Origin of the sequence: Streptacidiphilus albus JL83 (assembly GCF_000744705.1) — a bacterium.
In the GTDB taxonomy this organism is placed as follows: Bacteria; Actinomycetota; Actinomycetes; order Streptomycetales; family Streptomycetaceae; genus Streptacidiphilus; species Streptacidiphilus albus.
On the sequence record NZ_JQML01000001.1, the window covers coordinates 5557745 to 5578321 of the forward strand.

Sequence of the window (20577 nt, forward strand, 5' to 3'; positions counted from 1 at the left end):
CCGGGGGCGTACGCTGGAATCCCCCGGCTGCCTCGCAGACGGGGTGCTTCGCGTTGCCCCCCGGCTGAGAGAAGTCCATGAGCCTGACCGGCCTGCTTGACGTTGTCGCGTCCGACCCGGCCCTCGCTGAGGCGGCGCAGTCCGCGCTCGCCGGGGACCGCCGCCAGCTGGACCTGGTGGGTCCGCCCGCTGCCCGGCCGTTCGCGGTCGCGGCCCTCGCCCGTGCCCTCGCCGACGCTGCCAAGGGGCAGCGCGGCCGGCCGGTCCTGGCCGTCACCGCGACCGGCCGCGAGGCCGAGGACCTGGCGGCGGCGCTCGGCTCGCTGCTGCCGCCGGACACCGTGGCGGAGTTCCCGGCCTGGGAGACCCTGCCGCACGAGCGGCTGTCGCCGCGCTCCGACACGGTCGGCCGACGGCTCGCGGTGCTGCGCCGGATCGCCCACCCGCGCGCCGACGACCCGGCCGCCGGGCCGCTGCAGGTGATCGTGGCGCCGATCCGCAGCGTGTTGCAGCCGCAGGTCAAGGGCCTGGCGGAGCTGGAACCGGTCAGCCTGGCGGTGCGGCAGGAGGTGGACCTGGAGGACCTGGTCCGCCGACTGGCCGCAGCCGCCTACCAGCGGGTCGAACTGGTGGAGAAGCGCGGCGAGTTCGCCGTGCGCGGCGGCATCCTGGACGTCTTCCCGCCCACCGAGGAGCACCCGCTGCGGGTGGAGTTCTGGGGCGACGAGGTCGAGGAGATCCGCTACTTCAAGGTCGCCGACCAGCGCTCGCTGGAGGTCGCCCAGCACGGGCTGTGGGCCCCGCCCTGCCGTGAGCTGCTGCTCACCGACGCGGTGACGGCGCGCGCCGCCGAACTCGCGGCCGAGCACCCGGAGCTGGCGGACATCCTGGACCGGATCGCCCAGGGCATCGCCGTCGAGGGCATGGAGTCCCTGGCGCCGGTGCTGGTGGACGACATGGAGCTGCTGGTCGACGTGCTGCCGCAGGGCAGCGTCGCCGTGGTCTGCGACCCGGAGCGGGTGCGGACCCGGGCGGCGGACCTGGTGGCGACCAGCGAGGAGTTCCTGCACGCCTCCTGGGTCGCCGCGGCCTCCGGCGGCGACCGGCCGCTGGACGTGGGCGCGGCCTCGCTGTGGTCGATCGCGGACGTCCGCGAGCACGCGGCCGACATCGGCCTGCCCTGGTGGTCGGTCAGCCCCTTCGCCGCCGACGAGTCGGCGGCCACCGGTCCCGACGTGCTCCATCTCGCGATGCACCCGGCCGAGGCGTACCGGGGCGACACCGCCCGTGCCATCGCCGACGCCAAGGGCCGGCTGGCCGAGGGCTGGCGGGTGGTGCTGGTGACGGAGGGTCAGGGACCGGCGTCCCGGATCGCGGAGATGCTGTCCGGGGAGGGCATCGGCGCCCGGCTCACCCCCGACCTGACCACCGCGCCGGACCCCGACGTCGTCCATGTGGCCTGCGGTTCGATCGAGTTCGGCCTGGTCGCGGACGCGCTGAAGCTGATGGTGGTCACCGAGACCGACCTGGCCGGGCAGAAGTCCTCGACCAAGGACATGCGGCGGATGCCCTCGCGCCGCCGCAACGGCATCGACCCGCTGGCGCTGCAGTCCGGCGACTACGTGGTCCACGAGGCGCACGGCGTCGGCCGCTACGTGGAGATGGTGCAGCGCACCGTCCAGGGCGCGACCCGCGAGTACCTGGTGCTGGAGTACGCCCCGGCCAAGAAGGGGCAGCCGGGCGACCGGCTGTTCGTGCCGACCGACCAGCTGGAGCAGGTCACCAAGTACGTCGGCGGCGAGTCCCCCTCGCTGCACCGGCTCGGCGGCGCGGACTGGACCAAGACCAAGTCGCGGGCGAAGAAGGCGGTCAAGGAGATCGCCGGGGACCTGATCCGGCTCTACTCGGCCCGGATGGCCGCCCCCGGGCACGCCTTCGGCCCGGACACCCCCTGGCAGCGCGAGCTGGAGGACGCCTTCCCCTACGCGGAGACCCCGGACCAGCTGACCACCATCGCCGAGGTCAAGGAGGACATGGAGAAGTCGGTCCCGATGGACCGGCTGGTCTGCGGCGACGTCGGCTACGGCAAGACCGAGATCGCGGTTCGGGCGGCGTTCAAGGCGGTCCAGGACGGCAAGCAGGTCGCGGTGCTGGTGCCGACGACGCTGCTGGTCCAGCAGCACTTCTCGACCTTCGCCGAGCGCTACACCAACTTCCCGGTGGTGGTGAAGGCGCTCTCCCGGTTCCAGTCCGACAGCGAGGCCAAGGCCGTGCTGGAGGGGCTGCGCGAGGGCAGTGTCGACATCGTCATCGGCACCCACCGGCTGTTCTCGGCCGACACCCGGTTCAAGGACCTGGGCCTGGTCATCGTCGACGAGGAGCAGCGCTTCGGCGTCGAGCACAAGGAGCAGCTGAAGAAGCTCCGGGCCAATGTCGACGTGCTGACCATGTCGGCGACGCCGATCCCGCGCACCCTGGAGATGGCGGTCACCGGGATCCGCGAGATGTCGACCATCACCACCCCGCCGGAGGAGCGGCACCCGGTGCTGACCTTCGTCGGCGCCTACGACGAGAAGCAGATCTCGGCGGCGATCCGGCGCGAGCTGCTGCGCGAGGGCCAGGTCTTCTACATCCACAACCGGGTCGAGTCGATCGACAAGGCGGCGGCGAAGCTGAAGGAGCTGGTCCCGGAGGCACGGATCGCGACCGCGCACGGGCAGATGGGCGAGACGGCGCTGGAGAAGGTCGTGGTGGACTTCTGGGAGAAGGAGTTCGACGTCCTGGTGTCGACCACGATCGTGGAGTCCGGGATCGACATCTCCAACGCCAACACCCTGATCGTGGAGCGCGGCGACACCTTCGGCCTCTCGCAGCTGCACCAGCTGCGCGGCCGGGTCGGGCGCGGGCGCGAGCGCGGCTACGCCTACATGCTCTACCCGCCGGAGAAGCCGCTGACCGAGACCGCGCACGAGCGGCTGGCGACGATCGCCCAGCACACCGAGATGGGCGCGGGCATGTACGTGGCCATGAAGGACCTGGAGATCCGCGGCGCGGGCAACCTGCTCGGCGGCGAGCAGTCCGGGCACATCGCCGGCGTCGGCTTCGACCTCTACATCCGGATGGTCGGCGAGGCGGTGGCCGAGTACCGCGAGAGCGTCGACAACGGCGGGGCGGAGCCGGAGGAGGAGCCGCTGGACGTCAAGATCGAACTGCCGGTGGACGCCCACATCCCGCACGACTACGCGCCGGGCGAGCGGCTGCGGCTGCAGGCGTACCGGTCGATCGCGGCGGTGAACTCGGAGGAGGACATCGCGGCGGTGCGGGCCGAGCTGACCGACCGCTACGGCAAGCTGCCGGAGCCGGTGGAGAACCTGCTGCTGGTGGCGGGGCTGCGGCTGTTCGCGCGGCGCTGCGGGATCTCCGACATCACCCTCCAGGGGCAGAACATCCGCTTCGGCCCGGCGGAGCTGCGGGAGTCGCAGGAGCTGCGGCTGCAGCGGCTGTATCCGCGCACCCAGGTGAAGGCCGCGACCAAGCTGCTGCTGGTGCCCCGGCCCGGCAGCGGGAAGATCGGCGGCAAGCCGGTGGTCGGCCGGGAGCTGCTGGCCTGGTGCGCGGAGCTGCTGACCACCATCTTCGACGAGCTGGCCGCGGCCGCCGGCGCGGCGGCGCCGCGCCGGTAGCGGCGCCGGGCGGCGCGGGCCGCGGGGCCGCCGCTTCGAGGTTCGGCGCTCCGGCCGGATAAGGTCGGAGCATGCTCCTCGGACTCCTCATGGCGCTCGCCGCCGCCCTGTGCTTCGGCGTCGCCATGGTTCTGCAGGCCCTCGGCGCGCAGCGGCACTCGCCCTCCGCCGAAGGATCGGGCCTGCTCGGAACGGTCCGGGCGATGGTCAACCTGCCGTTCGCGGCGGGTCTGCTGCTGGACGCGCTGGGCTTCGTCGCCCAGCTGATCGCCCTGCGCTCGCTGCCGCTCTACGTCGTCCAGGCGGCGCTGGCGGGCGCGCTGGCGGTCACCGCCGTGCTCGGCGCGGCGCTGCTGCGGATCCGGCTGGGCCGGGCCGAGTGGGCCGGGGTCGCCGGGGTGTGCGTCGGACTCGCGGTCCTCGGCGCCACAGCCGGGGCGGAGGGCCACAAGCAGCCGGGCATGGCCTTCCACTGGATGCTGCTGGCGGCGGTGCTGGTGATCGCCGCGGTCGGCGGCTTCGTCTGGAAGCTCCGCGAGCCGGTCCGGGCGGCCGTCATGGGCACCCTGTGCGGCCTGGGCTTCGGCGTGGTCGGCCTGGCCGTGCGGGTGCTGCCGGCCATCCACGGTCTCGACCTGTGGCCGCTGCTGTCAGAACCGGCCACCTACGCGCTGCTCGCGGGCGGTGCGGTCTCCTTCGTCTTCATGACCGAGGGGGTGCGCGGGGGCAAGGTCACCACGGCGACGGCGGCGATGGTCCTCGGCGAGACGGCCCTGCCCGCCGTCCTCGGTGTGGTGCTGCTCGGCGACCGGACCCGGCCCGGGATGCTCCCGCTGGCCCTGGCCGGATTCGCCCTGGCCGTCGTGGGCGCCCTGGCCCTGGCCCGCTTCGGCGAGGTCTCCCCGGTCGAGGAGGCCCCCGCCGAGGTCGCCGAACCGAGCCACCCCACCCGGATAGGGTGACCGCCGGCCCGGTCAGTTCACGTTCCACTGGCCGGTCTGGTCCGCCATGCCGCTGTCCAGGCCGAACTGGATCTTGACGATTTTGGCACCGGTCGGCACCTGGAAGGTGATGAAGCCGAGCGCGCTGTCGCCGTCGGCGATGTTCAGCGCGGCCGGGAAGCTGCTGCCGGCCGTGGTGTCGTCGACGCCGTCGGCCTGGTACACCTGCCCCTGGCTGTCGACGACCGCCGCGCCGTTGGAGGGCGAGTCGCTGTAGCCGGCGCTGCCGGTGTCCTTGATCCGGAACTGCACGGCGTAGAAGCGCTTGCCGCTGTCCGGGGTGGTGTACTGGTCCGCCCCCTGCGGGTCGGCGACCAGCTTGACCACCGTGACGTCGGCCGACTCGCCCTCCATGCCCTTGAGCGAGATGGTGTCGCCGACCTGTGCGGCCTTCGCCTTGGCCTTGCCCCCCGTGCTCTTGCCGGTGCTCGAACCCGATCCGCCGGCGGACGTGGACTTGACCGAGGTCACCGTGGGCGTGCTGGGGAGCGAGCAGGCGGTGGCGCTGCCGAGTACCAGCGCACCTGTGAACAGGGCGAAGGTGCTCCGACGGGCTGTGAACATACGCTTTGACATGGTGAAACCCCCTGATTTGCGAGCCGTTCGGCGGTTGCCGTGCTGGCATGGCCAATCACACCACTGCTTGTGTACGTCGTCAACCAGAACTGTGGAAGTCATGACGTTCACGCTGTGAACGTTGCTGCGCCGATGCCTTGGGTATGCTCGCCGTCACAGCGCCGGTCTCTCCCCGCCCCGGGGCGACGCCGGCTCAGGCCCAGCAGCAGGAGGCGCAGATGTCCGACCCCGCCGGAGCGGCCCGGGTCAGCGCCGTCGAGATCGCCCGGCTGGCCGGTGTCGGCCGGGCGGCCGTCAGCAACTGGCGCCGTCGGCACCCGGACTTCCCGCGCCCGGTCGGCGGTAGCGAGACCAGCCCGGCCTTCTCGCTGACCGAGGTCGAGGCCTGGCTCCGGGCCCAGGGCAAGATCGCCGAGGTGCCGCTGCGGGAACGCGTCCGGCAGCAGTTGGAGCGGCTCCGCCACCCCGCCGACTCGCCGGCCGCGCCCCTGGTCCCGGCCCTGGCCCTGCTGCTCCTGCTGCAGCGCGACCCCGACCGCTGGCAGTCGCTGGCGCCGCGGCCGGACCAGGAGCTCGCCACCGACCTGCCCGCCGCCCTCGGCCTGCTGGCCGTCCGCACCCTCGGCCCTGACGGCGCCCGGCTGCTGCGGCTGCCCGCGCTCTACGGCAGCACCCAGCTCGGCCTGGCCCGGCTGCTCGCCGAGTACGCCGCCGACTTCCCCGGTGGCGACGGCCCGCAGGCCGCCGCCACCGAGCTGACCGGCGGACCGGCCGACTCCGCGCACCGACCGGGCGCCGCGCTGTCCGCCGAGGTCGCCGCACTGATGGGCCGACTGGCCCGGACCGACGCCCCCGACTCCCTCTACGACCCGGCCTGCGGCGGCGGCACCCTGCTGCTGGCCGCCGGGAGCGACGGCCGGGGCGACGTCCACTGCGGCAGCTGCCACGGCCAGGAGGCCGACCCCGACCTCGCGGCCGTCGCCCTGCTCCGGCTCGCCCTGCGCTGCCCGCTCGGCGTCCCGCTGCCGCTGCCGCTCCACCTCGCCGCCGGGGACGCGCTGCGCGCCGAGGCCGCCCTGCCCGGTGTGAACGCCGACGCCGTGCTCAGCCGCCCGCCCTACAACGAGCGCAACTGGGGCGCCGACGAACTCGCCTACGACCCGCGCTGGGAGTACGGGCTCCCGGCGCGGGCGGACTCCGAGCTCGCCTGGGCGCAGCACTGCCTCGCCCGGGTCCGCCCCGGCGGCCTGGTGGTACTGCTGCTGCCCGGAGCGGTCGCCGCCCGTCGCTCGGGCCGCCGGGTGCGCGCCGACCTGCTGCGGCGCGGGGCGCTGCGCGCGGTGCTCGCGCTGCCCACCGGCGTTGCCGCGCCCGCCGCCGTGCCGCTGCACCTCTGGCTGCTGCGCCGCCCGGTGTCGGGCGAGCCCGCACCGCTCCGGGTGCTGCTCGCGGACGTCTCGGGCTCCCCGGAGGACTATCCGGAGGCCGTGCTGGACGCCTGGCAGGGCTACGAGTCCGGACGACTGCCGGACCTGCCCGGCGTACACCGGGCGGTACCCGTCATCGACCTGCTGGACGACGCCGTCGACCTCACCCCGGCCCGGCACCTGCCGCAGCGCCCGGCCGACGCGCACGGCCTGCTGACGGCGCAGCAGCAGCGGCTGGCCGCGCTGCTGGCGCAGCTGGCACCGCCGGCCGCGGCGCTGCCCGGCCACCGTCCCGGCGACCGCTCCGACGGGGACGGGACCGCCGCCGGCGGGGAGCTGAACCGGTCCGCGTCGACCGTCGGCGAGCTGCTGCGCGGGGGCGGCCTGGAACTGCTGGGCGAGGGCGAACCGGTCCGGGCGGGGGACGTGGTGCTGCCCGCGCCGGGCGGCGCCGGTACCGGTGGCGGTGGCGGCGGGAGCGTGGTGGCCGAGGTGCACGCCGGTCCGCCGGTCCCCGCGCCCCGGGGGGCGCAGGTGCTGCGCCCCGATCCGGCGGTGCTCGACCCGTGGTTCCTGGCCGGTTTCCTGGGAGTGGCACTGCGCGCCGAGCGCTCCGGCGGCACCGGCTCCGGCACGACCCTCTCCCGACGGGACGTCAGACGTGCCCGGGTGCCCCGGCTGTCGCCGGCCGAGCAGCGCCGCTATGCCGCGCCCTTCCGACAACTGGCGCTGTTCGAGCACGGGCTGGCCGAGGCAGCGGCCCTCGGGGAGCAGCTGGCGCAGGGCATCGCGGCCGGCTTCGCCGACGGGAGCCTGCGGCCGGAAGAGTGATCGAACCGGTGCAGACGGACTGCGGGGACTACGGGTCGGCCGTCGGCCGGCGGCGGTACGGTGGCCTACGCAACGTCGCCCCCGTACCCGTCCGGAGCAACTCCTATGGCAGGTCAGCGCAGTAGTCATCCACTCGACTGGCGGGCCGGCACGGTCCTGCTCGCCCTGCTGCCGCTGCTCAGCCTGGGCTTCCTCGGTTTCGTCCCGGCGACCTGGCTGGCCGCGCACCGGCGGACGTCCGGTGCGTGGGCGGTGGTGGTGTTCTTCGTGGGCGCGCTGGCCGCCGAGGGCGTGGCGGACCTGAGCACGGCCAAGGGGCACAGTCCGAACGCGCTCTTCTGGCTGCTGGTGCTGGTGGTCACCCTCGGGGCGTGTGCGCACTTCGTGGCCTCGCTGCAGCTGCAGGTGCGCAAGCGGCAGCAGGCGTGGGCCGCCCAGCCGTGGCCGACGGCGGTTCCGGACGCCCGGGGCGCCTGGCCGCCGGCCTTCCAGCAGCCCGGGCCCTGGCCGGGGCCGTACCCGCCGCCGTCGGCACCGGCCCCGGCCTTCGCGCCGGCCCCCGTGCCGGCCCCGCCCCTGCACCGGCCCCGGTACCGGTTCGCGACCCGGCGACCGAGGACGTCGGCGCCGAACTGCGCCGACTGAGCGAGCGCCTGCGCGAGCCGGGCGGTCCGCGCGAGCCGGGCGCCGGCGGGGGCCGCCGGTGAGCGGGGCACAGCCCGCTGCGGCCGAGCGGGTCGTGGGCGGACGCTACCGGCTGGACTCGCTGATCGGCCGGGGCGGGATGGGCCAGGTCTGGCAGGGCACCGACCTGCGGCTCGGCCGCCAGGTCGCGGTGAAGCTGCTCCGGGACGACTTCGTCGCCGCCGCCACCGACGGGCAGCCGGTGACCGGCTCGCTCGACCTGGCCGACCAACAGGCCAGGTTCGCCCGGGAGTGCCGGGTGACGGCCCGGCTGGACCACCCCGGGCTGGTCACGGTCTTCGACGCGGGGACCGAGGGACGGCACCACTACCTGGTGATGCAGCTGGTCGAGGGCCTGCCGCTGGCGGACCTGATCGCCGAGAGCGACCGGCTGTCCGGCGAGACGGCGGTCGCGGTCGCGGCGCAGCTGTGCGCGGCGCTCGCGGTCGTCCACGCCGTACCGGTGGTCCACCGGGACCTCAAGCCCAGCAATGTGATGGTGCGTCCGGACGGGCGGGTGGTGCTGCTCGACCTGGGCATCGCCTCGGCCTTCGAGCCGGAGCTGAGCACCCTCACCCGCACCGGCCACCCGCTCGGCACGCCCGCCTACATGGCCCCCGAGCAGGCGCTCACCGGCGAGTCCGACGCCCGCAGCGACCTCTACTCGCTGGGCTGCACCCTGTACGCGGTGCTGACCGGCGAGGCGCCGTTCCGCGGGCCGACGCCGCTGGCGGTGATGGACCAGCATGTGCGGACCGCGCCGAGGCCGGTGCGGGAGCTGCGTCCGGACGTCCCGGTCGAGCTGGAGCGGTTGCTGGCGCTGCTGCTGGCGAAGGATCCGGCCGGGCGCCCGGGGTCCGCACAGGAGGTCTACCGGCTGCTGCTGCCGCTGCTGCCCCGGTCCAGCGACGACGCGGCGGCGGCGCTGCGACGGTCGGCGCTGCCGGACCCGGCGCGCCCGTTCCGGCACCCGTCCGCGCCGCCGCCGTCCCAGGCCCCGTCCCAGGCTCCGTCCCCGTCCCAGGCCCCGGCCCGGGACGCGGTTGCAGCGGCACGGGTCACCGGTCCGGATCCGGCGGAGGCGGCGGCGCTGGCCTCGGAGCTGTCGGTGTCCGGGCGCTTCGGCGAGGCGGCGGAGCTGCTGGCGTCCTCGCTGCCGAGGGCGGTGGCGGAACGCGGCGCTGCCGACCCGGAGGTGCACCAGCTGCAGCGCTTCCAGGCGCTGCTGCTGGTGCGGGACGGGCAGTTCCGCCGCGCGTACGAGGAGTACCGCTCGCTGGCCGAGGCCGAGGCCGAGGCCGGGTCGGGCGGCCGGACGGACGCGGCGGCGCTGGAGTGGTGGTTCCAGGCGGCGGAGTGCCTGGAACCGGCCGGGGAGCCGGTGTCCGCGCTGGCGGAGTACCGGGCGGTGCTGGCCGGCTACGAGCGACGCCGGGCCGAGGGGCTGCCGACCGATCCGGAGCGGGTGTTCCGGGTGCGGCGGCGGATCGGCGAACTGCTGGCCCGGACGGGGGATCCGGCGGCGGCGCAGCGGCTGCTGATCGACCTCTGGCTGGAGCTGGAGCGCGAGTACGGGCCGCACCACCCCCGGGTGGTCGAGCTGCGCCGGGTGCTGGACGGGCTGCGCTCCGCCGCGCCGGGGCAGCCGCCTGCGGGTTTCGGTCCGCCGCCGCCGACCTGGTGACAGTGGCGCTCCTGCGCGCCTATTCTCCCTCTCGGACAAGTGATCAGACGTATCGTCAGCAGCGTGCGTGCTCAGCAGCCGCAGCGCCGTCACTGCCAGGAGGCCTTGTGAACCGCCGTCGTCACAGCCGTAGCCACCGCCGGACCGCCGCTGCGGCCGTCACCTTCCTCGCGGCCGTCGCCCTGTCGGGCTGCGCGGCCGGGGCAGCGCACCCCGGCGCCGCGGCGGTGGTGGGCGATCAGCGGATCAACGTGGCCACACTGCAGTCGGAGGTCACGGCCTACCGGGCGGCGCTGGCGGGGAGCACCGGCGCGGCGGAGCCGGCCTCGGTGCCCGCGCAGACCCTGCAGTGGCTGGTGCTGGCGCAGGTCGTCCAGCAGACGGTGGCGGACCATGGGCTGACGGTGACCGAGGGCCAGGTCCAGCAGGCGGAGGCGTCCGATGCGGCGCAGGCCGGGGGAGTGCAGGCGCTGCAGGCAGCCTTCGTCTCGCAGCTGGCGCTGGCCCCGAGCAGCATGGACATGTTCTACCGGATGCGGGCGGGTGAGATCGGCCTGCTGACGCAGGCCGGGGTCGACCCCTCGTCCAGCCAGGCCGGCGCCGAGCTGCAGCAGATCCTGACCGCGTCGGCGGACCGGCTGGGCGTCCAGGTCAACCCCCGGTACGGGGTCTGGAACGCGGGCAAGCTGGCCCTGGGCGCCCCTGCGGAGCCGTGGCTGAAGGCGTGACCGCCGTCGAGGGGTAGTGCGGGTGAGTTCCGCGCGCCTGCCGGGGAATCAACTGGGCAAAATGGACAATTGGTTCATATTCCTCGGTTGATCCCGACAGGCGAAGGTCGTGCCCATGGAGTCCGCTGCTTTCCGCCGTCCGTTGCGCGCCCTGACGCTGCCCGTCCTGGCGGGCGTACTGCTCGCCGCGACGGCCGGCTGCAGCAGCGGCGGCTCCTCGGCCTCGGTCTCGTCCGCCTCGGCGACCGGCTCCGGGGCGACCCCGGCCCCGAGCGTCAGCAGCGACCTGCAGACCCAGTACGAGCAGACGGTCGCGGGGGTGCTGCCCTCGGTGGTGCAGATCACCGCAGGTGACAGCCTCGGCTCCGGCATCGTCTACGACAACAAGGGCGACATCGTCACCAATGCCCACGTCGTCGGCGGTGCGACCACCTTCCAGGTGACCCTGGCGGGCAGCTCCTCGCCGCTGGCCGCGACCCTGGTCTACTCCTACCCGGCCAACGACCTCGCGGTGATCAAGCTGACCAGCCCGCCCCCGGGGTTGCGCCCGGCGGTCTTCGCGGACAGCTCCAAGGTCGCGGTCGGGCAGATCGTGCTGGCCATGGGCAACCCGCTCGGGCTGTCCAGCAGTGTCACCCAGGGAATCGTGTCGGCCGTCGGCCGGACCGTCTCCGAGCCCAGGACGGCGGACTCCGCCGGGGCGACCATCCCCAACATGGTGCAGACCTCGGCCGCGATCAACCCGGGCAACAGCGGCGGGGCGCTGGTCAACCTGTCCAACCAGATCGTCGGCATCAACACCCTGGCGGCGACCGACTCCGGCGAGGGCGGCGGACAGGCTCCCGGCATCGGCTTCGCGATCCCCGCCTCGACGGTGACCAACCTGGCCGATCAGATGATCAAGGACGGCAAGGTGGTCGACTCCGGCCGCGCCGCCCTGGGCATCTCCACCCGCACCGTGCTGGCCGACAACTCGGGCTCCGGGGCGGAGACCGGGGCGGGCGTGGTCTCGGTCACCGCCGGGGGTCCGGCAGCGAAGGCCGGCATCCAGCCCGGGGACGTGATCACCAAGATCGGCAGTACCACCGTGACCAGCTCGGTGCAGCTCGGCGAGGTGCTGGCGACGCTGCGGCCGGGGCAGCAGGTCCCGGTCACCTACCACCAGGGCACGGTGACCACGGCCACCAACGTCACCCTCGGCACGCTCTGACCCCTCGGACTCCGCCGAGTCCGGGGCCAATGAACCACCTGCCCTCCCTCCGGCGACTTCGCTGCCTGTCGGCGCCGGACCGTCGACGCCCCGGCGCGCCCTCCTGGCGCGCCGGGGCGTCGCCCGTTCCCCGGCGCCGGGCCCCTGCGGATTCGGCGCTGCGCACACTCCTGACGGACCGTCAGATCGGCGGTAGCCTGACCGGCATGGAGAGCTTCCCCTGGATCATCTCGGTGGACGACCACACCGTCGAACCCGCTCATGTCTGGCAGGACCGCCTGCCCCAGAAGTTCCGCGCGTCCGGCCCCCGCATCGTCCGCGCCCCGCTCGCCGAGATGACCTTCGTCGGCGGCCGCTTCGCCCCGGTGATGGGCGCCCCCGGCACGGCCGGCACCGTCGCCGACTGGTGGGTCTACGAGGACCTGCACCGTCCGCTGACCCGGCTCGACACCGCCGTCGGCTATCCGCGCGAGGAGGTGCGGCTGGAGGCGATCACCTACGAGCAGATGCGCCCCGGCTCGTTCTCGATCCCCGAACGGCTGGCCGACATGGACCTCAACCACGTCCAGTCCGCCCTGTGCTTCCCGACCTTTCCGCGCTTCTGCGGCCAGACCTTCACCGAGGCCAAGGACCGCGAGCTGGGGCTGCTCTGCGTCCGCGCCTACAACGACTGGATGGTCGAGGAGTGGTGCGGCCCGCAGGCCCGGGGCCGGATGATCCCGCTGGCCATCGTCCCGCTCTGGGACGCCGAGCTGGCCGCCGCCGAGGTGCGCCGGACCGCCGCACTCGGCGTGCGCGCCGTCTGCTTCAGCGAGATACCCCCGCACCTCGGCCTGCCGAGCATCCACACCGACGCCTGGGACCCCTTCCTCCGCGCCTGCGAGGAGACCGGGACCGTGATCGCGATGCACATCGGCTCCTCCTCCCGGATGCCCTCGACCTCCGCCGACGCGCCCCCGGCCGTGGGCTCCACCATCACCTTCGCCAACTGCTGCTTCTCCATGGTCGACTGGCTGATGAGCGGCAAGTTCGACCGCTTCCCCGGACTGAAGATCATGTATGCCGAGGGCCAGATCGGCTGGATCCCGTACATCCTCACCCGTGCCGACGTGGTCTGGGAGGAGAACGCGGCCTGGGGCGGCGTCGCCGACAAGGTGCTGACCCGTCCCAGCGAGCTGTTCGCCGAGCACATCTACGGCTGCTTCTTCGACGACCCGCACGGCGTCCGCAACCTGGATGCGATCGGCGCGGCCAACGTCCTCTACGAGACCGACTACCCGCACTCCGACTCGACCTGGCCCCGGAGCCGCGAGGTCGCCGAGGAGCAGATGGGCCACCTGCAGCCGGAGGTCATCGAGCAGTTGGTGCGCGGCAACGCGATCAAGCTGCTCGACCTGACCCCGGAGGGGCTGTGGAAGGGGTACGCACATGGCTGAGGCAGGGCTCCGGTTCGGCATCCAGCTGCCGGTGCAGTCGCAGAGCACCATCTACTGCGAGCACTGGGAGACCGAGGCCGGGCCGGCCGAGCTGGCGCAGGCGGCGCAGGCCGCCGACCGGCTCGGCTACGCCTACGTCGCCTGCTGCGACCACGTCGCCATTCCGCGCCGGCTGGCCGGGGCGATGGGGGCGACCTGGTACGACCCGGTGTCCACCCTGGGCTGGCTGGCCGCGCTGACCACCCGCACCCGGCTGCTGTCGCACGTCGCGGTCGCCCCGCTGCGGCACCCGCTGCTCTCGGCCAAGCAGTACGCCACGCTGGACCTGCTCAGCGGCGGACGGCTGCTGCTGGGCGTGGGCGCGGGACATGTGCCGGAGGAGTTCGAGGCGCTGGGGGTGGACTTCCACCGGCGCGGGGCGATCCTCGACGAGACGGTGCAGGCGCTGGCGACGGCGCTGACGGACGAGTACCCCGAGCACCCCGGACCCCGGTTCCCCTTCTCCGGGCTCGCCGTCAGCCCGCGTCCGGTGCAGCGGCCTCGGCCGCCGATCTGGGTCGGCGGCTCCTCGCCCGCCGCCGTGCGCCGGGCGGCGCGGCTGGGAGAGGGGTGGCTCTCCCAGGGTGACAGAGTCGGTGATCTGTCAGCGCAACTCCGGCTGATCGCAGATGTCCGCGAGCAGTCGGGGCGCAGTGGGCCGTTCGCCGTCAACGCCATCCCGCCGGCGCTCTACGTCGGCGAGCCGGGCTGGGACACCGGTCGGCACGCGCTGACCGGCAAGCCCGAGCGGCTGGCGGAGGCGCTCAGCGCCTACGGCGCCCTCGGCGTCACCCATCTGCAACTGCGCCCGCGCAGCCGCAGCCTGGCCGAGTACCTGGAGCAGCTCGAAGCCGTCGCCACGGACGTACTGCCGCTGGTGCGCTCCTGAGCCGAGAGCCCGCAGGGCGGAGCACCGCAGAGCCGAGCACCGCAGAGCCGAGCACCGCAGAGCCGAACACCGCAGAGCCGAACACCTGAAGAGAGGGAGTCCCGACATGTCCAAGCTCGACGGTCGCACGTTCCTGGTCACCGGGGCCGCCCGGGGTCAGGGGGAGCAGGAGGCGCGGCTGTTCGCCGCCGAGGGCGCACAGGTGGTCATCGCCGATGTGCTGGACGACCAGGGCGAGGCGCTGGCCAAGGAGTTGGCCCGGGCCTTCGGGGACGGCCGGGTCCGCTACCAGCACCTCGACGTCGGCGACGAGGACGACTGGGCGGCGGCGGTCGAGGCGGCGGTCGGGGCCTACGGCAAGCTCGACGGGCTGGTGAACAACGCCGGGATCCTGCGCTTCAACGAGCTGGTGTCCACCCCGCTGGAGGAGTACCTGCTGGTGGTGCGGGTCAACCAGGTCGGCTGCTTCCTGGGGATGCGTGCCGCCGCCCCGGCCATCGAGGCCGCCGGCGGCGGCACCATCGTCAACACCGCCTCCTACACCGCGCAGTCGGGGATGGCGCTGCTGACCGCCTACGCGGCGAGCAAGGGTGCGATCCTCAGCATGACCCGGGTGGCGGCGCTGGAGCTGGCAGCCAAGGGGATCAGGGTGAACGCGATCTGCCCCGGCGCGGTGGACACCCCGATGACCGACCCGGTCACCGCCCGGAGCAGCGACGGGCGGCCCCGGACGATGCGGCCGGAGGCCGCGGCCGCGCTGTCGGCGGCGGTCGCCGAACTCTACGCACGGGTGGTGCCCCTGGGGCGGATCGGCCGGCCCGAGGAGATGGCTCGGCTGGCGCTGTTCCTCAGCAGCGAGGACTCCTCGTACATCACCGGCCAGTCGATCGTCGCGGACGGCGGCTGGACGGCCGGCGTCTCCACCGACTGATCTGACGCACCATCAACTATTGACTGCCCTGCGGGGCGGTGCGAGAGTCGGCCTATATCTGATGGACCGTCAGATTTGGTCGAAGTCACAGGCGGAACCCGACAGGCAGGACGGTGGAACGATGGAGTTCGGCATCTTCATTCAGGGCTATGTGCCCAAGAGTCGCTCCCGGATCGACCCGCAGGCCGAGCACCATGCCCTGATGGAGGAGATGGACTACGTCGTCCAGGCGGACAAGGCGGGCTTCAAGTACGCCTGGATCACCGAGCACCACTTCCTGGAGGAGTACTCGCACATCTCCGCCAACGACGTGGTGATCGGCTACCTCACCCACGCCACCGAGCGGATCCACCTCGGCTCCGGGATCTTCAACCCGCTGGCCAAGGTCAACCACCCGGTCAAGGTCGCCGAGCGGGTCGCCATGCTCGACCACCTCTCCGGCGGGCGCTTCGAGTTCGGCAGCGGGCGCGGCGCCGGCAGCCACGAGATCCTCGGCTTCATGCCGGAGCTCACCGACATGAACGGCACCAAGGAGATCTGGGAGGAGACCATCGGGGAGTTCCCCAAGATGTGGCTCCAGGAGGAGTACCAGGGCTTCCAGGGCAAGCACTGGTCGCTGCCGCCGCGCAAGATCCTGCCCAAGCCCTACGGCAAGGCCCACCCGGCCATGTGGTACGCGGCAGGCAGCCCGGCCTCCTACGAGATGGCGGCGCGCAAGGGCCTGGGCGTGCTCGGGTTCAGCGTCCAGAAGATCTCCGACATGGAGTGGGTGGTCAACTCCTACAAGAACGCCGTCCGCGAGGCCGAGCCGGTCGGCGCGTTCGTCAACGACAACGTGATGGTCACCTCGACCGCGATCTGCGCCGAGACCAGCCGCGAGGCGCGCCGGATCGCCGTCAACGGCGGGCTCAACTACCTCCAGTCGCTGCTCTTCCGCTACCACGACACCTTCCCGCGCCCCGAGGGCATCCCGGTCTGGCCGGAGCTGCTGCCGGAGTACAGCGAGGAGCTGATCGACCTGCTGATCCAGGAAGAGCTGATGATCTGCGGCGACCCCGACGAGGTGCTGCGGCAGTGCAAGCGCTGGGAGTCGGCCGGCGCCGACCAGCTGGTCTTCGGCCTGCCCATCGGCATCCCGCCGGAGGCCACCGCCGACACCATCCGGCTGATCGGTGAGCACGTCATCCCGAAGATCGACACCGACCCGGTGCACCGCACCACCCGTTTCCGCCAGGCCGTGCAGTAGCGGTCGCGGCGGCCGCGGCCGCAGCCGCCGGGGCGGGTACCCGGCTCCGCCTCCTGGTGGGGGTACGGGGCCGCGACCCGTACCCGCCCTGCTCCTGCCGACCTCTGCCCATTTCTGACCCACCACCGGAGGGACCGACCATGCTGGACCATGTCATCCGGGGCGCGACGCTGGTCGACGGCACCGGCGCCCCCTCCCGCCCGGCCGACGTCGGGCTGCGCGAGGGGCGGATCGCCGTGATCACCGAGGCGGGCGGCTGCACCGAGACCGCCCGCTCCACCGAGGACGCGGACGGCCTGGTGCTCACGCCGGGCTTCGTCGACCCGCACACCCACTACGACGCCCAGCTGTTCTGGGACCCCTTCGCCACGCCCTCGCTCGGCCACGGGGTCACCACCGTGGCCGGCGGCAACTGCGGCTTCACCCTCGCCCCGCTCAACCCGGACCGCCCGGCCGACGCCGACTACACCCGGCGGATGATGTGCCGGGTCGAGGGGATGTCGCTGGCGGCGCTGGAGGAGGGCGTCCCCTGGGGCTGGTCCTCCTTCGGCGATTACCTGGCCGCGCTGGAGGGCCGGACCGCCGTCAACGCCGGTTTCATGGTCGGCCACTGCGCCCTGCGCCGCCACGTCATGGGCCCGGAGGCCATCGGCGGCCGGGCCACGCCCGAGCAGTTGGCGGCGATGGTCGCGCTGCTCAAGCAGTCGATGGCGGAGGGCGCGTGGGGGCTCTCCACCACCCAGTCCTCCACCCACTCGGACGGCGACGGCCGGCCCGTCGCCTCCCGCCACGCCGACCGGAACGAGCTGGTCGCGCTCTGCCGCGCGGTCGGGGAGCACCCGGGGACGCAGATCGAGGCGATCGTGGCCGGCTGCCTGGACAAGTTCGCGGACGAGGAGATCGACCTGCTGGTCGACATGTCCGCCGCCGCCGGACGGGCCGTCAACTGGAACGTGCTGACCATCGACGCCTCGGTGCCGGACCGGGTGCCGCGCCAGCTGTCGGCGTCCGCGCGGGCGCGGGCGGCCGGGGGCCGGATCGTCGCGCTGACCATGCCGATCCTGACGCCGATGAACATGAGCCTGGGCACCTTCTGCGCGCTCAACCTGATCCCCGGCTGGGGCGAGGTGCTCGGCCTGCCGGTGCCGGAGCGGATCGCCAGGCTGGCCGACCCCGACGTCCGGGCGGAGATGCTGCGCCGGGCCGACAGCCCGGAGGCCGGCGTGTTCCGCCGGCTCGCCGACTTCGGCCGCTACGTCATCGGCGACACCTACTCGGCCGCCAACGAAGGGCTCTCCGGCCGGGTCGTCCGCGACATCGCCGCCGAGCGGGGACAGGACCCGTTCGCGACGCTGGTGGAGATCTGCTCCGCCGACGGGCTGCGGACCGTGCTCTGGCCGATGCCCCCCGACAACGACCCGGCCAGCTGGGAGCTGCGCCGCGAGACCTGGTCCCACCCGGACGTGATGCTCGGCGGCTCGGACGCCGGTGCCCACCTGGACCGGATGTGCGGCGCCCCGTACACCACCCGGTTCCTCGGCGACTGCCTGCGGCGGCGCCGGCTGGTGCCGCTGGAGCAGGCGGTCCGGATGCTGACCTCGGACCCGGCGGAGCTGTTCGGACTGCGCGGTCGGGGCACCGTCGCCGTCGGCAACCACGCCGACCTGGTGCTGTTCGACCCGGAGCGGATCGACGCCGGTCCGGCGGTGCTGGTCCACGACCTGCCCGGGGACAGCCCCCGGCTCGACTCCCGGGCCGAGGGCGTGGTCAGCGTCCGGGTCAACGGGGTGGAGACGGTCCGGGACGACAAGCTGAGCGGGGCGGTCGCGGGCACGATCCTGCGGTCGGGCCGCGACACCAGGACGGTCACCACCCGCTGAGCCGCCACCCGTTGAGCCGCCACCCGCTGAGCCGCCACCCGTTGAGCCGCCACCCGCTGAGCCGCGCGGCGGCGGGCGCGGGTCAGCGGGAGAGCAGCCCGCGCACCAGCGCCCGCTGGACGGTGGCCAGGCCGTGCGCCACCCACGGCGTCAGGAACACCAGCACGATGCCGAGGGCGCAGTATCCGGCGATCATGGGAGTGCCGGCGAGGTAGTGGGTGTGGTTGTCGTCGGTGTAGAGCTGCATCCCCGGTTGGCCGACGTAGGTGGGGAAGACCCACTGCCAGAGCGGGTAGCTGGCGGCCTGGAGGGCGAGCGCCCACAGCGTCGTCAGCAGGACGGCGGAGAAGATGCCGAACGGGAGCATCAGCAGCTGGTAGAGGGCGCTCCGCCAGGACGCGCCGTTCAGCAGTACGGCGCGGATCCAGGCCGAGATCCCGGGCCGGGCCGGGTGCAGCGGTGCCGGCGGCTCCACCTCCATGCCGAGCAGGGACGCCGCGCAGGCGCGCTCCGCCGCACCGAGCCCGCGGACGCCGCGCAGGGCGGCGGCCAGGACCGGGAACCCCAGGAAGGTGAACATCAGCGGCAGGCTCGCGGTGAACAGCGGGACGAAGAAGCAGAAGCCGATGACCCCGAGCGGCAGGTTGAGCAGCCCCTGCAGGGTCTCGCGCCAGGTGCGGGCGGAGAAGGGGGCGCTGAGGAAGCCGGGGGCGTGCTGCGGCCGGGCCGCAGGCCGCCGGGCCGGGTACTCCCAGCCCTCGTCGTCGTATCCCCGGTCGGTGCTGTCCATGACCTGGCCCCTCATCGTGGTCCCCCTCGTCGGCTCGTGCGTGGTCGGCCCCGGCAGCGGTCGCGGTCGCGGTCGCGCTTCGGTGCGGGGCGGTGGGCGGTGCTGGTCGGGCGGGGCTCGGTCGTCAGGCGCGGGCGCGCTCGCCCCGGGTGTGCCAGGGCAGTTCCACGGTCACCGTGGTCGGGCCGCCCACCGGGCTGTCGACGACGAACACCCCGTCGACCGAGCGGACGCGCTCGGCCAGTCCGGCCAGTCCGCCGCCGGGGCGCTCGGTCGCGCCGCCCTGGCCGTCGTCGCCGACCGTCAGCATCAGCCGGTCCTCGGAACGCCAGGCGTCCACCGTCGCGGTCCTGGCCCGGGAGTGCTTGGAGATATTGGTGAGCAGCTCGCTGACGGTGAAGTAGGCGATGCCCTCGACCGCCGGGTCCGGGCGCGAGGCCCGGTCCGAGCCGCCGGGCAGGTCCGCGTTGACCCTGACCCCGCCGGGGACGGTGCAGCGGGTCGCGACCGACGAGAGCGCGGCGTCCAGCCCACGGTCCGTCAACACGGCGGGGTGGATGCCCCGGGCGAGGTCGCGCAGTTCCTGGAGGGCGAGCTTCACCTCGCCGTGGGCGTCGGCGACCATCTTCGCCGCCGTCTCCGGGTCCTCGGTCAGCTTCTCCTTGGCCAGGCCGAGGTCCATCGCCAGGGCGACCAGCCGGGCCTGCGCCCCGTCGTGCAGATCCCGCTCGATCCGGCGCAGGTCGGCGGCGGCGGTGTCGACCACGGTGCCCCGGTCGTCCTCCAGTTCGCGGACCCGCTCGGTCAGCTCCGACGGGGCCAGCAGCGCGCCGATCAGCAGCCGGTCCACCGTCGCCAGCCCGCGCACGATCCACGGCAGCAGCGGCCACAGCACCGCCACCGAGACCACGGTGACCGTGAAGGTGAAGATGCCCCACGGCAGCTTCAGCACCATGTAGAGGGCGGAGCGCCAGGCCAGGCCGTCGGAGAGCACGCCCAGGGTCTTCCGCCAGAGCCCGGCGTCCGGGTCGCGGACCGGCACCACGGACTCCGGCTCGGCGATGTCCAGGCCGAGCAGCGACCGGGCCAGACCCCGTTCGAGGGAGCCGAGGGCGCTGACCGCCGCCAGCGAAACGGCCAGCACCCACAGCCCGGCGACGGTGACCAGCAGTCCGAGGCCCATCGACAGGCCGGTCACGGTGACCGTGAAACCGAGGATCCCCAGCGGTAGCGCCGTCAGCTGGAAGGCGACCTCGCGCCACATCTGACCGTTGTAGGCCGGTCGTCCCACGGGCAGAGCGCTGTCGTGTCGCATGGGATCCATCCTCGGGTAGTCGGGCCGTTCGCTGGTACGGGGGCCTCGGATCTGATGACACCAGCCTGCCGGTCGCGGCCCCGGGTGACGATGGGGTGCGTCGGTCGACCGGTAGGGGGGTTAACCCCACCCTCCCGCATCCCGCGGCGCCCGCACCGGCTCCGCGCCGGGTCGCCGCTCGGTGGACGCCGTGCGTCCGCTGTGCGGTTGCCGGGCGCCCGCCGTGC

General features: G+C 73.6%; 15 protein-coding genes. 12 read left to right on the top strand and 3 right to left on the bottom strand.

The genetic code is table 11. The features are described from left to right. Positions 1 to 77 precede the first annotated feature (77 nt). Positions 78 to 3683 (top strand): transcription-repair coupling factor, encoded by a 3606-nt coding sequence (gene mfd / locus BS75_RS24320; RefSeq protein ID WP_042440060.1) that lies wholly within the window; start codon positions 78 to 80, stop codon positions 3681 to 3683. Between the two features lie 71 nt (positions 3684 to 3754). Next, positions 3755 to 4645 (top strand): DMT family protein, encoded by an 891-nt coding sequence (locus BS75_RS24325; RefSeq protein WP_034089762.1) that lies wholly within the window; start codon positions 3755 to 3757, stop codon positions 4643 to 4645. A gap of 12 nt (positions 4646 to 4657) precedes the next feature. Here the strand turns inward: BS75_RS24325 and BS75_RS50570 are convergent, their stop codons facing one another. Next, positions 4658 to 5248, bottom strand: coding sequence for a DUF4352 domain-containing protein (locus tag BS75_RS50570; protein WP_034089763.1), 591 nt, complete (start codon positions 5246 to 5248; stop codon positions 4658 to 4660). A 230-nt stretch (positions 5249 to 5478) separates the two neighbouring features. On the opposite strand from BS75_RS50570, the gene BS75_RS24335 reads away from it, so the two are divergent. From BS75_RS24335 to BS75_RS24380, 10 genes are all read left to right on the top strand, one after another. Next, positions 5479 to 7518, top strand: coding sequence for an N-6 DNA methylase (locus BS75_RS24335; RefSeq protein WP_034089764.1), 2040 nt, complete (start codon positions 5479 to 5481; stop codon positions 7516 to 7518). A 105-nt stretch (positions 7519 to 7623) separates the two neighbouring features. Then, positions 7624 to 8163 (top strand): hypothetical protein, encoded by a 540-nt coding sequence (locus BS75_RS24340; protein ID WP_034089765.1) that lies wholly within the window; start codon positions 7624 to 7626, stop codon positions 8161 to 8163. A 58-nt stretch (positions 8164 to 8221) separates the two neighbouring features. Further along, a complete protein-coding gene (locus tag BS75_RS24345) occupies positions 8222 to 9886 on the top strand; it encodes a serine/threonine-protein kinase (RefSeq protein ID WP_269330721.1) in 1665 nt (554 codons plus the stop codon). A 107-nt stretch (positions 9887 to 9993) separates the two neighbouring features. After that, positions 9994 to 10614, top strand: a complete 621-nt coding sequence (locus tag BS75_RS49460; protein WP_034093693.1) for a SurA N-terminal domain-containing protein — start codon at positions 9994 to 9996, stop codon at positions 10612 to 10614. A 115-nt stretch (positions 10615 to 10729) separates the two neighbouring features. Continuing rightward, positions 10730 to 11824: a S1C family serine protease gene (locus tag BS75_RS24355; protein ID WP_034089766.1), complete on the top strand. Its 1095-nt coding sequence runs from the start codon at positions 10730 to 10732 to the stop codon at positions 11822 to 11824. Between the two features lie 206 nt (positions 11825 to 12030). Further along, entirely contained in the window at positions 12031 to 13260 is a 1230-nt protein-coding gene (locus BS75_RS24360) for an amidohydrolase family protein (RefSeq protein ID WP_034089767.1), read from the top strand. Continuing rightward, positions 13253 to 14188, top strand: coding sequence for a TIGR03619 family F420-dependent LLM class oxidoreductase (locus tag BS75_RS24365; RefSeq protein ID WP_034089768.1), 936 nt, complete (start codon positions 13253 to 13255; stop codon positions 14186 to 14188). Before BS75_RS24360 ends, BS75_RS24365 begins: the two co-directional genes overlap by 8 nt. Before the next feature lie 106 nt (positions 14189 to 14294). Beyond that, positions 14295 to 15119 carry an SDR family NAD(P)-dependent oxidoreductase gene (locus BS75_RS24370; RefSeq protein ID WP_034089769.1) on the top strand — a complete coding sequence of 275 codons (825 nt, stop codon included), beginning with the start codon at positions 14295 to 14297 and terminating at the stop codon, positions 15117 to 15119. Positions 15120 to 15240: 121 nt separating this feature from the next. Next, entirely contained in the window at positions 15241 to 16365 is a 1125-nt protein-coding gene (locus tag BS75_RS24375; RefSeq protein WP_034089770.1) for an LLM class flavin-dependent oxidoreductase, read from the top strand. A 140-nt stretch (positions 16366 to 16505) separates the two neighbouring features. Then, positions 16506 to 18245, top strand: a complete 1740-nt coding sequence (locus BS75_RS24380; RefSeq protein ID WP_034089771.1) for an N-acyl-D-amino-acid deacylase family protein — start codon at positions 16506 to 16508, stop codon at positions 18243 to 18245. An 82-nt stretch (positions 18246 to 18327) separates the two neighbouring features. Here the strand turns inward: BS75_RS24380 and BS75_RS24385 are convergent, their stop codons facing one another. Both BS75_RS24385 and BS75_RS24390 read right to left on the bottom strand, forming a co-directional pair. Then, positions 18328 to 19035: a sensor domain-containing protein gene (locus BS75_RS24385; RefSeq protein WP_034093694.1), complete on the bottom strand. Its 708-nt coding sequence runs from the start codon at positions 19033 to 19035 to the stop codon at positions 18328 to 18330. Positions 19036 to 19159: 124 nt separating this feature from the next. Then, complete coding sequence (locus BS75_RS24390) at positions 19160 to 20350, bottom strand: sensor histidine kinase (protein ID WP_042440064.1); 1191 nt, start codon at positions 20348 to 20350, stop codon at positions 19160 to 19162. Positions 20351 to 20577 lie beyond the last annotated feature (227 nt).